The organism is Kandleria sp. (assembly GCF_017934775.1).
Lineage (GTDB): Bacteria > Bacillota_I > Bacilli_A > Erysipelotrichales > Coprobacillaceae > Kandleria > Kandleria vitulina.
Map to the genome: position 1 here is coordinate 25,897 of NZ_JAGBIX010000094.1, position 17,810 is coordinate 43,706.

General features: G+C 36.4%; 10 protein-coding genes. 3 read left to right on the forward strand and 7 right to left on the reverse strand.

Features of this window, described 5'->3' with window-relative positions; all coding sequences use genetic code 11:
* Nucleotides 1-10: 10 nt before the first annotated feature.
* Nucleotides 11-544: a helix-turn-helix domain-containing protein gene (locus J6L95_RS09990; protein ID WP_074686649.1), complete on the reverse strand. Its 534-nt coding sequence runs from the start codon at nucleotides 542-544 to the stop codon at nucleotides 11-13.
* Between the two features lie 130 nt (nucleotides 545-674).
* Nucleotides 675-1,892 (reverse strand): hypothetical protein, encoded by a 1,218-nt coding sequence (locus J6L95_RS09995; protein ID WP_287459025.1) that lies wholly within the window; start codon nucleotides 1,890-1,892, stop codon nucleotides 675-677.
* 262 nt (nucleotides 1,893-2,154) lie between these two features.
* Between J6L95_RS09995 and J6L95_RS10000 the strand changes: the two genes are divergently transcribed.
* Nucleotides 2,155-2,649 (forward strand): hypothetical protein, encoded by a 495-nt coding sequence (locus J6L95_RS10000; protein WP_287459027.1) that lies wholly within the window; start codon nucleotides 2,155-2,157, stop codon nucleotides 2,647-2,649.
* Nucleotides 2,650-2,717: 68 nt separating this feature from the next.
* On the forward strand, nucleotides 2,718-4,208 hold the full coding sequence (locus J6L95_RS10005; protein WP_287459029.1) for an ISL3 family transposase: 1,491 nt from the start codon (nucleotides 2,718-2,720) through the stop codon (nucleotides 4,206-4,208).
* A 264-nt stretch (nucleotides 4,209-4,472) separates the two neighbouring features.
* Here the strand turns inward: J6L95_RS10005 and J6L95_RS10010 are convergent, their stop codons facing one another.
* Nucleotides 4,473-12,800: a hypothetical protein gene (locus tag J6L95_RS10010; protein WP_287459030.1), complete on the reverse strand. Its 8,328-nt coding sequence runs from the start codon at nucleotides 12,798-12,800 to the stop codon at nucleotides 4,473-4,475.
* A 154-nt stretch (nucleotides 12,801-12,954) separates the two neighbouring features.
* On the opposite strand from J6L95_RS10010, the gene J6L95_RS10015 reads away from it, so the two are divergent.
* Nucleotides 12,955-13,497 carry a glutathione peroxidase gene (locus J6L95_RS10015; protein WP_287459031.1) on the forward strand — a complete coding sequence of 181 codons (543 nt, stop codon included), beginning with the start codon at nucleotides 12,955-12,957 and terminating at the stop codon, nucleotides 13,495-13,497.
* Nucleotides 13,498-13,507: 10 nt separating this feature from the next.
* Here the strand turns inward: J6L95_RS10015 and J6L95_RS10020 are convergent, their stop codons facing one another.
* From J6L95_RS10020 to J6L95_RS10035, 4 genes are all read right to left on the reverse strand, one after another.
* Nucleotides 13,508-14,017: a hypothetical protein gene (locus J6L95_RS10020; protein ID WP_287459032.1), complete on the reverse strand. Its 510-nt coding sequence runs from the start codon at nucleotides 14,015-14,017 to the stop codon at nucleotides 13,508-13,510.
* 35 nt (nucleotides 14,018-14,052) lie between these two features.
* The gene (locus J6L95_RS10025) at nucleotides 14,053-14,718 is read right to left on the reverse strand and encodes a hypothetical protein (RefSeq protein ID WP_029073243.1); all 666 of its coding nucleotides are present in this window, start codon (nucleotides 14,716-14,718) and stop codon (nucleotides 14,053-14,055) included.
* A 609-nt stretch (nucleotides 14,719-15,327) separates the two neighbouring features.
* Nucleotides 15,328-16,134 (reverse strand): hypothetical protein, encoded by an 807-nt coding sequence (locus J6L95_RS10030; protein WP_287459034.1) that lies wholly within the window; start codon nucleotides 16,132-16,134, stop codon nucleotides 15,328-15,330.
* A 55-nt stretch (nucleotides 16,135-16,189) separates the two neighbouring features.
* Nucleotides 16,190-17,620: an alanine/glycine:cation symporter family protein gene (locus J6L95_RS10035; protein ID WP_287459035.1), complete on the reverse strand. Its 1,431-nt coding sequence runs from the start codon at nucleotides 17,618-17,620 to the stop codon at nucleotides 16,190-16,192.
* Nucleotides 17,621-17,810: the final 190 nt, after the last annotated feature.

Sequence of the window (17,810 nt, forward strand, 5' to 3'; positions counted from 1 at the left end):
TTGTATCCCCTTAAAATTGTGGTGGTGTAGAAATCCATAGGACATCGGTATCATCTTTTGATGGATTAAAGAGATAATGACTGTTTACACCACTTATATAGAATGTTTCTCCCTGCTTGACTGCATGTTTTTTATCATCCATAAAGAGTTCAAGTTCACCTTTTAAGACATAGCCAAACTCTTCGCCATCATGGCTGGTAATAACTCTTGTCTTCTTTTTTGGATGAAGATGCAAAAGAACAGGCTCCATCGCATTTTTTTGTGCATTGGGCACAATCCATTCAATGCATTCGTTTTCTCTTTCATCTACGAAGTAATCTTCCTTCGTAAAAACATAACGCTTATCTTCCTCCTCTTTAAAGAACTCACCAAGCGTTGTTCCAAGCGCTTCTAGAATATTTTCTAAAGCAGCTATATTGGGGCTGGTCAGGTCTCTTTCTAATTGAGAGAGGAAGCCTTTGGTGACTTCACTACGTGATGCGAGCTCTTCTAGTGTCAATTCATTTTTTAATCGCAGTTCTTTTAACTTATGTCCAATTTCCACCTGTGATACCTCTGTTTAATTTAGTAAACTTTTTGTTTATTTAATTAAATCCTATCACATTATACCGTGAAATAAATAATTTACAATAAGTTAGATGAAAATAATAAAAGACCCACATAAAAGTGAGTCTTTATTCCTTCATCTTATAACAGTCTGGTACCTTGTAGACTGGCTTTTCAATAAGCAAAGTACGCAGTTCTTCCTGTTTTTCTTCCATTTCTTTATCTAGTGCTAACACTTCTGGAGATTCTTCTAATGAATGATCATCTGAAGGTGGTGTACGCATGGCACGTCTTAATCCTCCGGTTACATTATAACATTCATTAGAATAAGAACTATATTCAGGTGATTTCATAGCAAGAGAATGATCCAATAAAACAATGTGATGTGTCTTATTGTTTGTCTCAACAACAATTTCCATATGATCACACATCTTAACTGGTATACGTGTCAGATCAGCACCGTGCTTATAGCTATAGGCAAGCTGTTCATCTCCCTGCATGACAATTTCATCATCATAGACGTTATTGACCATGTTGACTTTCTTGATATCCTTAGATTTCATGCGTTCATCACCGATACGCACTTCTCCATTATGGAAGTTGATTCTGACATCATGTCCATAATCCTTAAAATGTTTTTCTTCTAGTTCTTCAAGAAGATCAAAACGCTTATAATACAAAGAATTCAATTCATTCTTCTTATCCTGAATAAGAATCTTATAAGCCATATCTGTTTCTTTTCTTACCTTTGTCATAATCTGATCTGAAAAGATTGGATCAGTCATAAAACGATAAGGCAAGCCTTTTCGTTTTAATCTTAAAAGATAGAAAAAGAACTTCCTCTTGATATAAAAAGAAGAAACATCAGTCTTTGAAGGATGAGATTTCAGATACTGATCTTTGATCATTTCTTTTTGAAATTCATCATTCATACGATCAATGATGTAGTCATCCTGTTCCTCTTTTGTAGCTGAAAGCAATCTTTTCATGGAGAGGAAATCTCTTGCCATAAAGATAGCAATGATAACAAGAAGAGAAACTGAAATAACAGCAAACAGAAATGAATCGATAAATAATGATATGATTGTAAGCAACAGCAAAATAGCTTCTATCACACTTAGCACACGCATGCGCGGTGACATTTGTAGCATATATTCTCTTCTCTTGCGTGGAGGAAGATCATCTAATGGAGTCTTATAGATATATTCTCTTTCATTCTCCTTGATGAGTTTACCTAGTTCATCTTCCTTGTACTCACATTCTTCATTCACACAAGTATAAAATGGACCATGGTCACAGTATTCTTTTTTTAATTCTCCACCACAGAGAGGACATACTTTTTCCATATTGACTCCCCTTTTCTTCTTCAAATTTTATCATAAATCATTCCTCAAAAAAAGATGAGAAACAAAGGATGATCTTCCAAACTGCGGGAAATCATCTTTCTGTTACTTTCAGCGGGTTTCTGGAAATATTTTCCAGTACCCGCTCTTTTTTGATCTGCGGGAAAGGCATGGGGTACAATAGTATCATACAAATCCTTCAGAAAGAAAAAGAGTGATGAATCTCCCTGACCAAAGTTTGATTCATCACCCATCATACGACAATATGATAATACGACAATATTCAAAAAAAATCAATACATGCGACAAATTCAGATTTATTGAGGATTTCAGAAAAGAATACAGACCCGCTGAAATCATTGAGCATCTCCGCAGGAAGATGAGCGGTTTCAGATGGCATATCCATTCTTACGTGGAGAGAAGCTACTCCTATGGCGAAGAGCGAATCACCCTGATGCTGGTCAGAGTCAAGCAGATCTATGATGACGGAACCTTCACAACATATACTGTTCTTCCATCTTTCCTTCTTCCATACCATGTGATCGGAGCACATGAAATACTGGCGATCATCAATGAAGATGCTTCATCTTCATGCAATGAAAAATCAGAAGCTCCTGAAACCGATGAGGCACCTGCGTCTGTCTCATCCTCTTTTGCGTATCACATCAGAAAAACCATGGGCAGACTGGCCATGAAGGCATACCCTGCCGTATGCCAGGCTCTGAGCAGAGGCAGAAAAATTTTTATGGTGACCACCTGACTCTTGATTATTTGATTTCTTTCATGAACTAACATGTAGACATACTCAGAAAGAAGGTGCAATTTTTCATGAAAGACAATCACATCAGCCCAATTGAGGCAGTAGAATCGATAAGCAGGATCAGCGATGAGCCTCCATCAGGAGAAAACATCTCCTTCGATACCGCCACTACGCCCTTTTCGGTGGACAGCTTTGTGCTGAAGCTCTTCAACCTGCATGATGACCAGGCAGAAAGAATCAACGTATACAGCGGCACGGACGGTCTCCACGTCTACATCAGGCTGAAGCCTGTCCCATGCAGATGCAGTGCATGTGGAAACATGACCGACAAGGTCAAGGGATACAAGACAAGGAAGATCACCCATTCGGTCATCACCACCACCCCCTGCTTCATAGACTATGACCAGAGACGAATGCGCTGCACCGAGTGCGGCAGGACATTCGTTGAGCCCAATCCGTTTGCGTTCCCGGGAGAAAAGGTATCTGCAGTTACCGTATATAATGTGCTGCAGGACTGTTCCCGTCCGCACGAGACCTTCAAGGCGATAGCCGAAAGATATCACATCTCTCCCTCGACGGTACTGAGAATATTCGACAGCCACGTGAACATTCCAAGAAGAAGGCTTCCACGCTATCTGGTGGTGGATGAGACCTACGCCTTCCATACCGCGGTAAGCGACTACGTCTTTGTGATGATGGACTATGAAACCATGGACATCATCGATGTCCTGCCTTCAAGAAAGAAGGCGGATCTCGACGCCTACTTCCAGAAGATTCCGCTCAGGGAACGCGAGGAAGTTCAGATCGTCAGCAGTGATATGTGGAATACATACCGCGACATGACTCACAGATGGTTTCCGAAGGCCGTCCATTCATGCGATTCGTTCCATCTCAAGATGGAACTGTCGAGATGCGTCCAGAAGGTAAGAATACGAATAATGAATCATCACAGGATCCAGAAGAAAGAGGCGAAGCCGGTACGTGAAATGAAGCCGGATGAACTGCTGGAATTCAGCAGTCACGTAAAAAGCTATTACCTTCTCAAGAAGTTCGCCCCATGGATGCTCTACAAGCGTCCTTCAGATGGCCTCTTCGATCCCAACAGGAAAAAGAAATACAATCGGGTATTCAGGGAATATCTCAACTATCATGACATATACTGCAAAATACTCGAAACTGACAATGAACTTTCAGAGGCAGTCGCTCTTCAGGAACAGCTTTACCTATTCTTCCGCAAGAGTACGATGAAGACTGCTCCAAAGGCTCTCAAGGAGCTTATATACAATTTCAGCACTTCCACGGTAAAGGAAATGTGCAGTTTCTCTGCCACACTTCGCCAATGGAGAACGAGCATCATCAATTCATTCATCCCTATCGAAGGAGACAATGAAGAATATGAGATTGACGACAGTCTTCCAAACGCAAAGAGAGAAATAATCACTGAATATCTTGAAGATCACAAGGCAAGGAAAAGAAGACGAATAAATTCCAGCGTCATCGAAAACAGGAACAAGCTCATAAAGGACATCAAGCACTGCAGCAGCGGCTACTCCAACTAGCATCGCTTCAGAAACAGGGTACTGCTCTGCCTCAACTCAGAGACAACATTCTTCCTGGAACCCCAGCCAACAAGCAGGGAATGGATAAACGAAAAGAAAAAGCGCACAAAAAAGGACTGATATCTGTACTGATATCAGTCCAAACCGATAATTTCGATTTTATCTTTCCACTTTCGTGGGAAAGGCATTTTCCCTCAATTAGTGACACCCCATCAATCAGGATAGCCCGCTACTTGGAAAAGTGCCAAACAAAGTTCTCATCTTTTAATAAATTGTCTCGTATTCTGCTTCACCATTGAAGCTGCCATCATACTTGATCAATTCCTTTACTTCTCCACTTGAAGAGACATTACCGCCTTCCTGTGTCAAAGAGGCAATCAATCCCTTATTGATAAGATCTCCACCACTTATACGTAAATCAGAGATATCCTTATTATTTACAAGATGTCCCTTTTCCTGCATATAAGAATGAATCACGCCATCATTTGTACATGTACCATCATTCATTAGGGCATCCAATTCTCCTTTATGAGTCAGTACGCCCTCATTGACTAACGTACCAAATATGTTGGCATTTGTATAAAGTGTTGCCTTATTGACAATATCAACATTAATATCGCCAATACCTTCACTTTTATCAGATAAGATCACATCAGATAATAATTCAAGATGTTTCCCTGATAATGACCAGCCATCTATTTCAACAGTGATCGTAGATGATGGATTATTGATAACCAATTCATCAAAATGAGCATCTACATGAAGAAGAACAGTTACATTTTCTTCAGCTTTATTGGCATCATTGATAGCTTCAATAAATGAACCATAATGTCTTGTACCAATAGAAGCTGCCGCATCAATATCTGAAGAATCACCTTCGAATACCCCTTTCATAAGGTAGACATTGGAGATATCTCCTTCATTGATTACTTCTCCATTATTTTGAGATAGACCATTAATAAATCCTGAGTTTTCTACATGTCCTTTATTAATTGTCAGATCAACAATGGTACCAAGATTCTGTAAAGCTCCACTATCCTGCTTGAAGATATCAATAACCCCTTGTGAGTGAACACTCATCTTGCCTTTATTGATCACATAGCTTGTCACACCATCATTGGTCATTTCTTTCTCATTAATAACCTCATTGATCTGTCCAGTATTAGCCATGACCCCTTTATTGATGACACAATCTGAAATTGTACCATCATTGACAAAGAAATCATTGTTTTCAACTGATCCTTTGATTCTGACTTCATTTTGAAGATGATTATTATTGACAATATGACTCTCAATAACACTCTGTTTATTAAGAGCTTCTTTTAAGACAACATGTCCATTGATGATGATTTCTTCACCGCTCAGCTTAATACCATTCATATTAATAGTAATATCAGTCTTATCATTTTCAATAGTTAAAGGATGATCAAGAATGACATCACGATGAAGTGTCACAAGACACTTCTCTTCTTGTGCTTTAACATTTTCAATTAAATCTTCAAATGTAGCATAGTATGTATCATTGATAGCACCTGCACCATCTGTTTCTTCAACTTGTCCAATAAAGTGACCGCCTTTTAATCTTAACATATGCACTTTTCCGCTGTTGGAAGCTGAACCATTGTGCAATGTAAGGTCTTCAATATAACCAGAAGTATCCAATGTTCCTTCACTCATATGAAGAGTAGCGATTGTTTTCTTATTGTTGACTTTTCCTGTTTCAGAAACAGCATCATCGATTGTTCCTTCATTAGTTAATGACTGATAGTTAATCAATTCATGAATACGACCCTTATTAGTCAATGTACCCTTATTGATAACCGTCTTCATTTCACCATCATTGATGCATGTCACTTCATTTTCTACACGACCAGTCATTTCACCATGATTGATAAGTTCTGTCTTACTGAAGATTTCACCAGAAAGCTTAGCATCATTTTCTAGACGACTTTCATTTTCAATGACATTAGCAACTTCTCCTTCTTTAGTGGCATCCACGAAAGAAAGTGGAGTCTTCACAATAATCTTTTCACCAGTGATAACATGTCCATTGACATCAATACGTAGATCATATGGACAATCAACAGTAAATGGTTCTTTAAGTTCAAGATCACCAATCAATACCAATGACTGATTATCACAAGCATCAATCGCATCTTCTAGTAAAGCAAAATACTGTTCACCAACACGTAATGATGTATTGGTTTCTTCTACTTTACCAACAAAACGTCCACCACTTATTGTTAAGTCATAAAGTGAACCAGTAGAAAGTGCTTCTCCTGATCTTAAAACAAGTGTTTCCATTGTGCCATTGTTTTTAAGCTGTCCTGCACTCATGACCATATTATGAAGTTCACCTTCATTGTAGGCTTCTCCTTCATCATGAGTAAGATGTTCCATGACTCCATGATTTGTGATCATGGCATCATTGATGACATCCTGCATTTTTTCTTTGTTAATCAATTGATTATGGTTAACAAATGGTTCAGTGATTTCACCTTCATTATCAAAGATTGCATTGTTTACAATCTTTCCTTCTAGATAAGTCTTATTAATACAGTGTGCTTCATTGATAATATCATTATGAATACGTCCTGTTCCTTCAATTGTGACAGGTAAGCTGAAATGAAGTGTTTCCCCTTCTATTTCATAACCGTTTGTATCAATAGTAAGCGCAATATCATTAGATGATGCAAATGTCATTTCTTCTAATTGAAGATCATCTTCAATAGTAATCACCAGATTTTCTGATGCATCTTTCATATAATCAAGAGCATCCTGAAGTGTACCAAAATGATAATTACCAATAGAAGCATGACAGAAGCATTCTTCAGCATTTCCAATGAAAAGACCACTTGCGATATCAGCTTTTTCAATTTCACCTTCGTTGACACTCTTTCCATTGCTCATTAACGAAGCGACATGTCCTGTGACTTCATTAATCAATTCACTATTGTTTACTAATTCATTGATAAGTCCTTCATTATTTAATGTACCTTGCTTGATTGTCATCTGATCAATTGTCGCATGTTCATTATTGATGACTTCACCAACACTGTTTAATGAAACAATATGTCCCCTGTTTTCTAATGTACCATTGTTTGTGACTTCACCTTCTAAATGAATATGGTTTTCAAGATGACCATTATTCATGATGACATTTTTAATGATTCCATCTCCCATCAGCAACATATTAGCCGCTAGGATAATTGAACCACCACTTAATGTATGTTTATTGCATTCTAAGCTTAAGACTCTTCCCTGCGTTGTAAAGAGGAGATCTTCTTTTGCTTCGACATCATTGTTAAGAATAATGCGTAGTGAATCACTTGAATCTTTAACATAATCTAATGCTTGAGATAATGTCATATAGTACTTAGAAAGAATACGACACTGTGAATTGGTCATGGCTGGTGCTGTTCCATTGAAGATTCCTTTTTCTTTTAACAATTCAAGGTTTTCTACTTTACCGAAGTTATGAACTTCTCCTTGATCCAATCTTAGATGATAGATCTGTCCGCCTTCATCGTTCAATAGTTCACCCTTAATAGCAGTCGCTTCTCCAAAGACACCTTTATTGACACTCTTTCCATTATTGATAAGGAGCTTATCAATATGACCTGTTTCTTCATTTTCTAATGATTTTTCATTCTGAAGAGTTTTCACGATACCATAATTGACTAATGTCCCATTATTCAATAATGTATCACTCATTACACCCTGGTTATTGAATGTTCCTTTATTTTCCATTGGACCATGGATTTCACATTGACTAATGAATTCTCCTTCATTGATGATCGTGTTTTCAACTTGACCATTCATAATAAGAATATGTCCATTTAATGTTAATGTACCACCATCAATCTTATGCTGATGGAGATCAATAGTTAATGAACCCTTTTCTTTTTCAATTGCTAATTCATTAATAACAATATCATCATTGCATGTGATTGTAACATCATCATCTTCTATTGATGCCAACGCATCTTCAAAGTATGGGAAGTAATGATTGCCAATACGCGCATAACTATTTGTGCTTTCTACTTCACCGATGAAATCACCTTTTGTTAAATCTAAGGTATGAACTGTCGCCTCATTTTCAAGCGTACCGCCCTTCTGTGAGACTCTTGTCAATGTACCGCTGTTCTTTATTGAACCGGCATTCATGATCACATCACTGATAAGACCACTGTTGTCAGTCTGCCCTTCATTTTGTGTATAGGCACCAAGAGTTCCTTCATTATAGAAATGATCATGGTTTAAGAGTGTGTTCATTGCTGATTTATTTGTCAAGGTTCCTCTATTGACAACATGTTCCTTGATGGTCGCATAGTTAGTCAATGTACCACTGTTCATGATTTCTCCAGCATAATTGATTGAACACTCGAATGTTCCCTTATTGATAAATGGATTGCCACATAATGCATATCCTTTCATAATAAGCGTTCCTTCATTGGTAATCGTATTACCATTGATGCTCTTTGTTCCACAATCAATAGTTAATGGGTAACCATTATTCTTGATGCATAATTCTTCTTCAATATAAGCATTATCATGAAGCATGATCGTCATAGCACCCTTTTGATTATTGAAGATTTCAATCGCATCTTCCAATAATGGATAGTAGATATTTTCAATGCGTGCAACCGCATTGCTTTGATCAGCTTCACCTACATATTCTCCACCATGCATTGAAAGATTAGCGACATGTTTCTTGTTTTGAACTTGTCCACCTAACTGTTCAAGATGCTGAAGTTCCCCTTCATTGATAAGCGTACCATCCTTTAAGACTCCATGATCTAGTGTTCCATTGTTGAAGAACTGTCCTTTTTCCTGGATTGCTTCTTTAAGATGAGCATCATTGACACATTCACCTTCATTATTGATCTTAACAATCTCTTTCTTATTAATCATTTCTCCCTTATTAGAAAGAGTAGAGATTGTACCTAAGTTAGTCGCCTTAGCCTCATTGATAAGCTCTGCAATCGACAACAGATTCATAAGTGTGCCCTTATTGGTTACACTTGTAAAAAGCTGTGTTTCTAAAGTCAGATTACCTTCATTTTCAATCTTGTTCTTGATACCTGTTTCATGACCTTTAATACGTAAAGTTCCTTTAGTGATAATAGGCGTACCAGAGATGGTCTTTTTACCAAGATCTAAGATCAAAGAGTGTCCTTCTTGTCCAACTTCACACTCTCTTGTCAAGATGACATTATCAATAAGATGCATTGTCGTATTATCTTTAGATTGATTGAAAACCTGTAAAGCTTCATCAAAGGTTGCATAATAGACATCATCGATATATGCAGGTGCATTAGTAGAATGAAGAGGTCCTTTAAATGTCCCTTTTAACATATTTAATGTATCAACTGTTCCCGTATTGACAATTGATCCATCATTTTGAGAAATAAAGTGGATATCCCCATTAGATTCTACTTTACCCTCACTCTTTAATGAACGAATTAACCCTTCATTTTTCACTTCATTTGTAGAAATGACACTATCCGCAATCGCATCAGCCGTATTGATGAAAGTTCCACTGTTTTCTACACTCTTGACAGAAGAATGGTTAGTGAAAGTTCCCGTATTTTCAACCGCATTCACAACAGCGTAGTTTGTCATATGACCACTGTTGGATACAAATCCACCAACGGTATCCTTGATTGTCAATTCATTTTCACTTGTAATTAATCCTTGAGTAGGCAAATCAAGAATAAGACGTCCACTGCTTAATAGATCCAATGAAAGAATAGATTTTTCTTCATTATGATCAGTTAAAATAACACGTGATTTTACCTGTAAAGGTGCACCGTTAACTTGATGCTTATTAAAATCTAAAGTAACAGTACTATCAGGATTATCAATGATTACTGTCTCATCCAATGTTAAATCCTTATTGAATACCACTGTACAGTTTTCTTTCGTATTCGCTACTGAAATAGCTTCATCTAAAGTTGGATAGTACGTATCTTCAATATAGACTGGCGCATTTGTTTCTTTTAAATGACCTTTAAATAATCCCGCATAGATTTCTAGATGTTCCACTTCTCCATCTGAGATGATTTCTCCACCCTTTTGAGAAATGACTTCCATCTTTCCATGAGAAATCAGCTGATCTTTTAAGAATGCAGTATTCTTTAATGTACCTTCATTTAAAATCGTACCGCTCTTTCCCACCAATGTATCAACAGTTCCTGTATTATGGAACTTGCTTTTATTATTGACACGCTGAATGGTTCCATTATTGACAAGTGAATCAAAGTTCTTAACTTGATTCTTGATAATCGCATTGTTTTCTAATTCACTTTCATTCTGTATTTCATTTTCAATACTACCATGATCAAGAGAAACAGGAGATTTGAAAATCAGTTTTTCACCTTGAAGAACATGATCACCTAAATGAATATGAGTCTTCCCTTTTAAATCAATAGTTAATTCTTTATCTACTAAGACATTATTTAATAATGAAATATCTACATCATCTTCAATCTGCTTTAATGCTTCTAAGCATAAATCAAGTGATGTGTAGTAATCATCATTGATGGCGATAATAGCATCAGAATGTTCAGGTGTTTCTCCTTCAAGATGCGCATGATTTCCTTTAATGACAAACTGAGAGATATCTCCATTATTGATAGTATCACCATCATAAAGTGCCACTTCAGTAAGCTTGCCTTTATTATGTAATTCTCCTTCTCTCATTTCTACATCTACGATGTTATTGAAGTTATGAAGAAGATGATGGTTTTCTACCCTATTGATATGACCATTGTTTTCAATTGTGCCATAGTTCTTTACTCCTGTCAGCAACATGGCATTATTGACAAGTGTGCCTTTATTCAATAGATCCGTATTGAATGTTCCTTCTTCACCACTGTTTTCTAAGATCACATGATGAAGTGTTGTTAATGATGCACCTGATAAAGAATGTCCATTCAAGTCAATATGCATAATACAGCCTTCTTGCCCAATCGCAAGAGGTTCTTCTAAGACATAGTCCTTAATTAAACGTAATGTATGTTCTTTACCTGTAGAATATGCATAAGACATAGCACTATCCAATGATAGGAAATGAATTTCATCAATCATCACTTCACTGTTGATTGTATTCGCATGCCCTTTGAAGATAGCTCCTTCACTCATGAGTGTCTTATTGATCTGACCCTCGTTGTAGCATTCTCCTTTTTCAAGCTTCAAGTAAGGCATCTGTCCTTTATTGGATAATTGTCCTTTATTGATAACTGTTTTTCTGATTTCTGTTTCATTTGTTAAATGTCCGTCTTCTTCAATTATGACATTATTGAAGAGTGAGCCATTCTGGCGCTTTGTGGAATCCACAAGACGGACATTGCTTTTAACAATGACATCTTCTCCAGATAACTCATAGCCATTCATATCAACTGTGATATTGGCTTCTTTATTATCAAATGTTAACGGGCTTAACAGCTTAAGATCTTTGTAGAACTTTAATGCGATATCCTTCTTGCTGGCATTGACAATAGCAATAGCCTCATAAGGATCTCCATAATAAGTGTGTCCAATGGCCGCCTTACATTCAATGGCTGTCACTTCCCCACTGTAATGTCCACCTAAAACAGTGACATTTCTAATAAGTTTTGTAGAAGAAGCTTCACCACCACGAACATAAAGATAATCCATTGTTCCTTCATTGATGATAGTCCCTTCTGATATCAATGTATCCGTTACTTCCCCATCTTCCTTATTGATCAATGTACCAAAGTTACTGTTGGTACCAGAGATACGGTCTTCATTGATGACTTCTCCTTCAATGCTCATATTACCAGAGACATCTGCTTTTATTGTAAGTACCCCGCTCTTTGTCACTGTAACATTACAAATAAAAGAGCCCGAATGTCTTTTGCTTGTATCGATAAAGCAAGCTTCTGTTTCTACTTGAAGGTTTCCCTGTAAGAAGGTATTTCCATTTAAATCAATGGTAATAGTTGCTTTTTCATTATGGAGATTGACAGTTCCACTTAACTGATGACGATCAAGTAACGTAATGGTCTTATCTTCATCAGCATTATTGGCAACCTCAAGGGCCGACTTCAATGAGCCATAATAAAGATCATCCATGACAATTACACTATGAATATCATCTTTATTGCCTGTTAATACTCCACCCTTCAATGTTCCTGTAATAATTTTTCCCTGATTATCACATGAACCATCTTCCTGAATAAAAGAAACAATTTCACCTTTGTTAATAAGAGTCCCATTATTGGTAAGTGTCCCTTTGATGTCAGCATCAATTTCTAATGTTCCATCATTGTTAAGAGAAGACTGCACTGATCCCTTATGTGAAGAATCTATAATCATGCAGTGTGCTGTATTGTTTATTGTATGTTCAAAAATAGAATGTCCATTAAGATCTATTGTTAAGTCCTTATCAATAGTCTCAATAGATTGAATATGAATATCTCTTAAAAGTATTAATGTTGCATTTACTTTTGCGTACTGCAATGCTTCCTGTAAAGTAAGGTACAGTTTTTCTCCTACTCTAACTTCCGCATTGTTTTCATCTACAACAGGTGGTAATTCATTTATTTGTGTCTGTGTTTCATTCATTAGCTATCACTCTCTTTTATCAAATTACTTATATTATATAAGATTTTGCCTATTATTGAAATGTCTCTAACTTAAAAATTAAATCATTTCGATTGAATTTTCTATTTAGATTGTATAAAATATAATTGTATCAAATTTAAAGGAGGACATTTCTATGTCATTTTATGATTATTCTATCCCTACCCCTAAGGGAGAAGATTTCCCGTTATCATCTTATGAAAATAAAGTTGTACTTGTAGTCAACACTGCTACTGGCTGTGGTTTTACTCCACAGTATAAGGATCTAGAAGAACTTTATGAAGCTTATCATGATCAAGGTCTAGAGATTTTAGATATCCCTTGTAACCAGTTTGCGAATCAGACTCCTGAAGATGATGAAGCTATCCATGAATTCTGTACACTCCACTACAATACGCAGTTCCCTCAGATGAAGAAATCAGATGTAAATGGTGAAAACCAGTTACCACTTTACCGTTTCTTAAAAGAAAAACAGCCATTTACTGGCTTTGGTAAATCACCAAAAGCTTTAGCAATGGCTGCCATGTTAAAGAAGATTGATAAGGATTATAAATCTAATCCTGAAATCAAGTGGAACTTTACAAAGTTCCTTGTCAATCGTCAGGGAGAAGTTGTAGCTCGTTTTGAACCAACTGAATCTATGAAAAAAGTAAAAGAAGCTGTCGCTTCACTTATCTAAAAAGATCTGGCTAGCCAGATCTTTTATTATGCTTATATCTTAATAAGGCGTTGATGATCATTTCAACACCAAGAACACGTACGTGGAAAATAAAATGATGATATGGTTCCCATAGCAACATCAAGGCAAGAACGGTAGAAATAATAATTTCAACACATTCAATAAAGCTGAAATCATGGGGATACATATCATTGAAGTCTTCAGCAATATTGTTCAAAGAAATAAGTGCCCAGATTGTCCCCATGACACCTAAAGCATTGTTTCCCTGAAACAGGATCATGCCTCCAAGAATCATGAAAAGAAGACATCTTCCCATATCATAGTGAACACGTTCAATACGTCCAATAACAATATGGAATGGACCATATAGAAACATGGCAGAGCCGATAATATATGGCAGAGCATTCGTTAATGCATGTGTAAAGAATAGACAAAGTAAACCAATAAAGACAAAGATTACAAGATAGATATTATAATCAATGCTTCTCATGTATTTTTTTAGATGAAAATCATGAAACATGACATATCACTCCTTTGTCCTTATTGTACACTTTTTTACAATGCCCGTCTAATCACCCGTGGAGGAAGAATCATATCACGATTACCAATATGAATGGTGATCTCATCTAATCCTTCGTTAAGAAGAAACAGCGGACCAAATCTTGATGTAGTAGAAATAAAAGAGATACGTTCTTCTTCTATCTTATATGCAAAATCCTGATAGGATGTTGGCCCGATAATTACACAATCATCAAACATGCCCATTTTGATCGTACAGTTTTCACTGTAGATTGGATTCGTCTTTCTAATAATAGAAAGACTTTCAAATACATGATCTTTTTGATCATTAAAGGTAATCAGGACAGCTTTCTTCTCTTTCAGCAGCGCTTTCTTATCATTTGCCTTTTCTTCATAGACATGTACTTGTGAAGCATGAATTCTTTCTCTTAATACAGTTATCTCATCTTCTGATAAAAGATCGCCTCTGACAAGCAGATCAAGATCTGGATTGTGAGAACCATTCTCCAATCTTTTATGAGAATAATAATAGCATTGATATAAAGAACCAGAGACTGTTTCAAAACACACATGATCTACTCTAAGCACCACTTCCTTTATTTTGCTTGTCGCAATAAAAGAATGATCTCGATAGCGATCATGATTAATGACCTCCCCTTCAAGATGATGTCCTACAAAATGCCAATTTTCTAATAAAAACATAAATCAAACCCCTTAATAAACATGAAAAAAAGGAGAGTGCAGCCTCTCCCTTTTTCAACGAGACAGAAGGAAACCAGAAACATAAGATCAAATACAACTTTATTACTTTGAGCGTCTATAAGTTAGGAGTACATTTTAAGACTACGAGGTTTCCTCCCACTAATCACAATTTATCAAAAGCAATGTTCAAAGTAAACAAAATATGAAAGTTTTTAAAAAATATTCTGGCTTCTTGCTTCATTTTAACAAAATTTGACTTTTTTTAATTTTCCTATTGCATTTTATTTCATTCAATGTTATATTAAGTGTCCCTTGTGGCATATCAACCTTACCATAATATATTCTTTCCTATGTATCAATGATATGCAACAAGATATCCCCCCCGACGTGCAGTCATAATAACTGTACGTTTTTTCTTTATCTATGACACATGATGCTTAATAAAATGCATGATGTGTTTTTTTATTTGTGAATATATAAATGTAGCCAAAACGGCAACTCCAATATGTATTAACATAAGCACCTCTCCTTTGGTTAGTTTTACCTAACTAAAATATATCATACTTCATATTTTTGCACAAGCAATATAAAAAAAGGAGTTTTCACTCCTTAATGTCTATTGCCAAATTTAGCGGCTAATGAGGCAAGCTGATCTTTTGAGATATTAAAACGATCACATAAGTCATCTAGCATACCGTTTAATTCTTCTGGTGATTTATTTTGCAGATCGTCTACATCAATGCCAGTCATTGACTTGATTGTATCTTTATTGTTGGCATACATATCTTTCAATTGATCGAACATCTGATTTTCTTGTTCATGCATCTTCTTTGATGCGTCTTCTAATTGATCAATTTCTTCACTATCTAATTCTAGTTCTTCTACAAGCTGCATCACGCGATCTACAAGCAGTTCCATTTCTAGACGATAGTTTGTTTCATCCAATGTTTTTGCATTGTCAATGATATCTAGATATTCTTTTAATTGTTTATTTTGAGTATCATTTAAAACTGTATCTTCATAAAGATCATCTCTGATATCTTCAAGGATTGTCTTGGCATTAAAGTAGATGGTATCAAATAGATTACGATCATATTCTACTTCTTTATCTGTTAACGTTGTTAATGTATCAATTAATTCAGGGATATCTTCATTGAATAAATGATGTATACCTTCAGAGATAATAATCAGCTGATCATCTTTTCCTCTTTCTTGTTTTAATTTAATATGTTCAATCTGAGATAATGTGATCTGTACAGCTCTTAGCATATTGCAATACATTGTATCTTTAGTAATGATGATGCCATGTTCTCCATCTTTTTCTAAGTAGAGCACAATATCTCTGATATTGGCGTCCCCGTAAGTATAGATAGCCTGTCCAATTGTAGCTGGAAAATCTTTTGTATATTTTTTCATATCTTCACCTTCCGCTTCTTATCATACAAAGAAAAAAAACCGACTGCAAGTCGGTTTATGATTCATAGGCATATTCTTTAACTTCTTTAGCAAAGAAGGCTTTTGTTTCTTTGACCACAATGCCGTTCAAGGCAAAGATTGCGATCATATTAGGGAAAGCCATCAAGCCATTAAAGATATCAGCAATTGTCCAAACAGCGCTGACACTCATATATGGTCCAATAAAGACAGCAAGAATATAAGCCCATCTAAAGATAATTAATGCTTTCTGATTTCCACCAGTCAAATATTCAAGACAGCGTTCAGAGTAGTAGTTCCATCCTAAGATTGTCGTAAAGGCAAAGAATACCAGACAGATCATTAATAGGAAGCTCGCAAACTGTGCTGAGAATGGCAATCCCTTCTGGAATGCATAAGTTGTAACCTGAACACCCTGAAGATTTTTAACCTGCCATGCTCCTGTAAGTACAATGGATAATCCTGTCATCGTACAGATAACGATAGTATCAATAAATGTACCTGTCATAGAAACAAGCCCCTGTCTTACTGGTTCTTTCGTCTGAGCTGCAGCTGCCGCAATCGGTGCACTTCCTAGACCGGCTTCATTTGAGAAGATTCCTCTCGCAATTCCTCTTTGCATAACAATCAGCATGCTGCCGATAGCACCACCAGTAATAGCACGTGGATTAAAGGCACCTTCAACGATGATCTTAATCGCAAATGGAATTCTTGTGATATTAGTAAGAATCAAGACAAATACGCTTACACCATAGATGACTGCCATAAATGGCACAACTACCTGTGAGACATTAGCGATACGCTTGATGCCTCCAATAAGCACCAATGCGACACATACTGTCAGTATAATCGATGAAATAATGACCGTATAAGTATATGTTCCTAAATATGGAATTGTAAGTGTATGAGCAGAATTTGGATCAAAGAAATTCGTTAACGCACTTGAGATTCCATTGACCTGAGTAAATGTCCCATTACCAAATAGACCAACGCATACACCAAAGAAGGCAAAGATCTTTGCTAAAAAGATCCACTTCTTACCAAGACCTTTTTCTATATAGTAGAAAGGACCACCTAATGCATGTCCATTTTCATCTACTGTTCTAAATTTGATAGCCAAGAATCCTTCAGCATACTTTGTTGCCATACCAAACAAGGCCGCTAAATTAATCCAGAAGATAGCTCCCGGTCCTCCTGTTGTCACTGCTGTCGCAACACCAACAATATTACCAGTACCAATTGTAGCTGAAAGAGCCGTACACAATGCCGCAAAGCTTGATACTTCTCCTTCTCCATCTTCTTCATTGCTAAACATCCACTTTAATGCCAGCGGAAGTCTTCTGATCTGTAGAAATCCTGTACGAACACTAAGCAGAATACCACCTACAAGAATAAGTGCCATTAGCGGAATGCCCCAGACAAGATTGTCTATCGAGACCAATAAATCATTTATTGTTTTCCAAACCATAAGCTGTTCCTTTCAAAATACAATAAAACCATTTTAATAACTTCCTTTTTATCCGTCAACAAAAAGCATGATTATTAAGGGAATTACTAAAATACGAAAGAAAAAAAGCAGTAAATCAAAAGATTTACTACTTGATCACATAATTTCTCTTCTTTCTAGGAGCAGCTTTAACTTCCTGATCAGGATATCC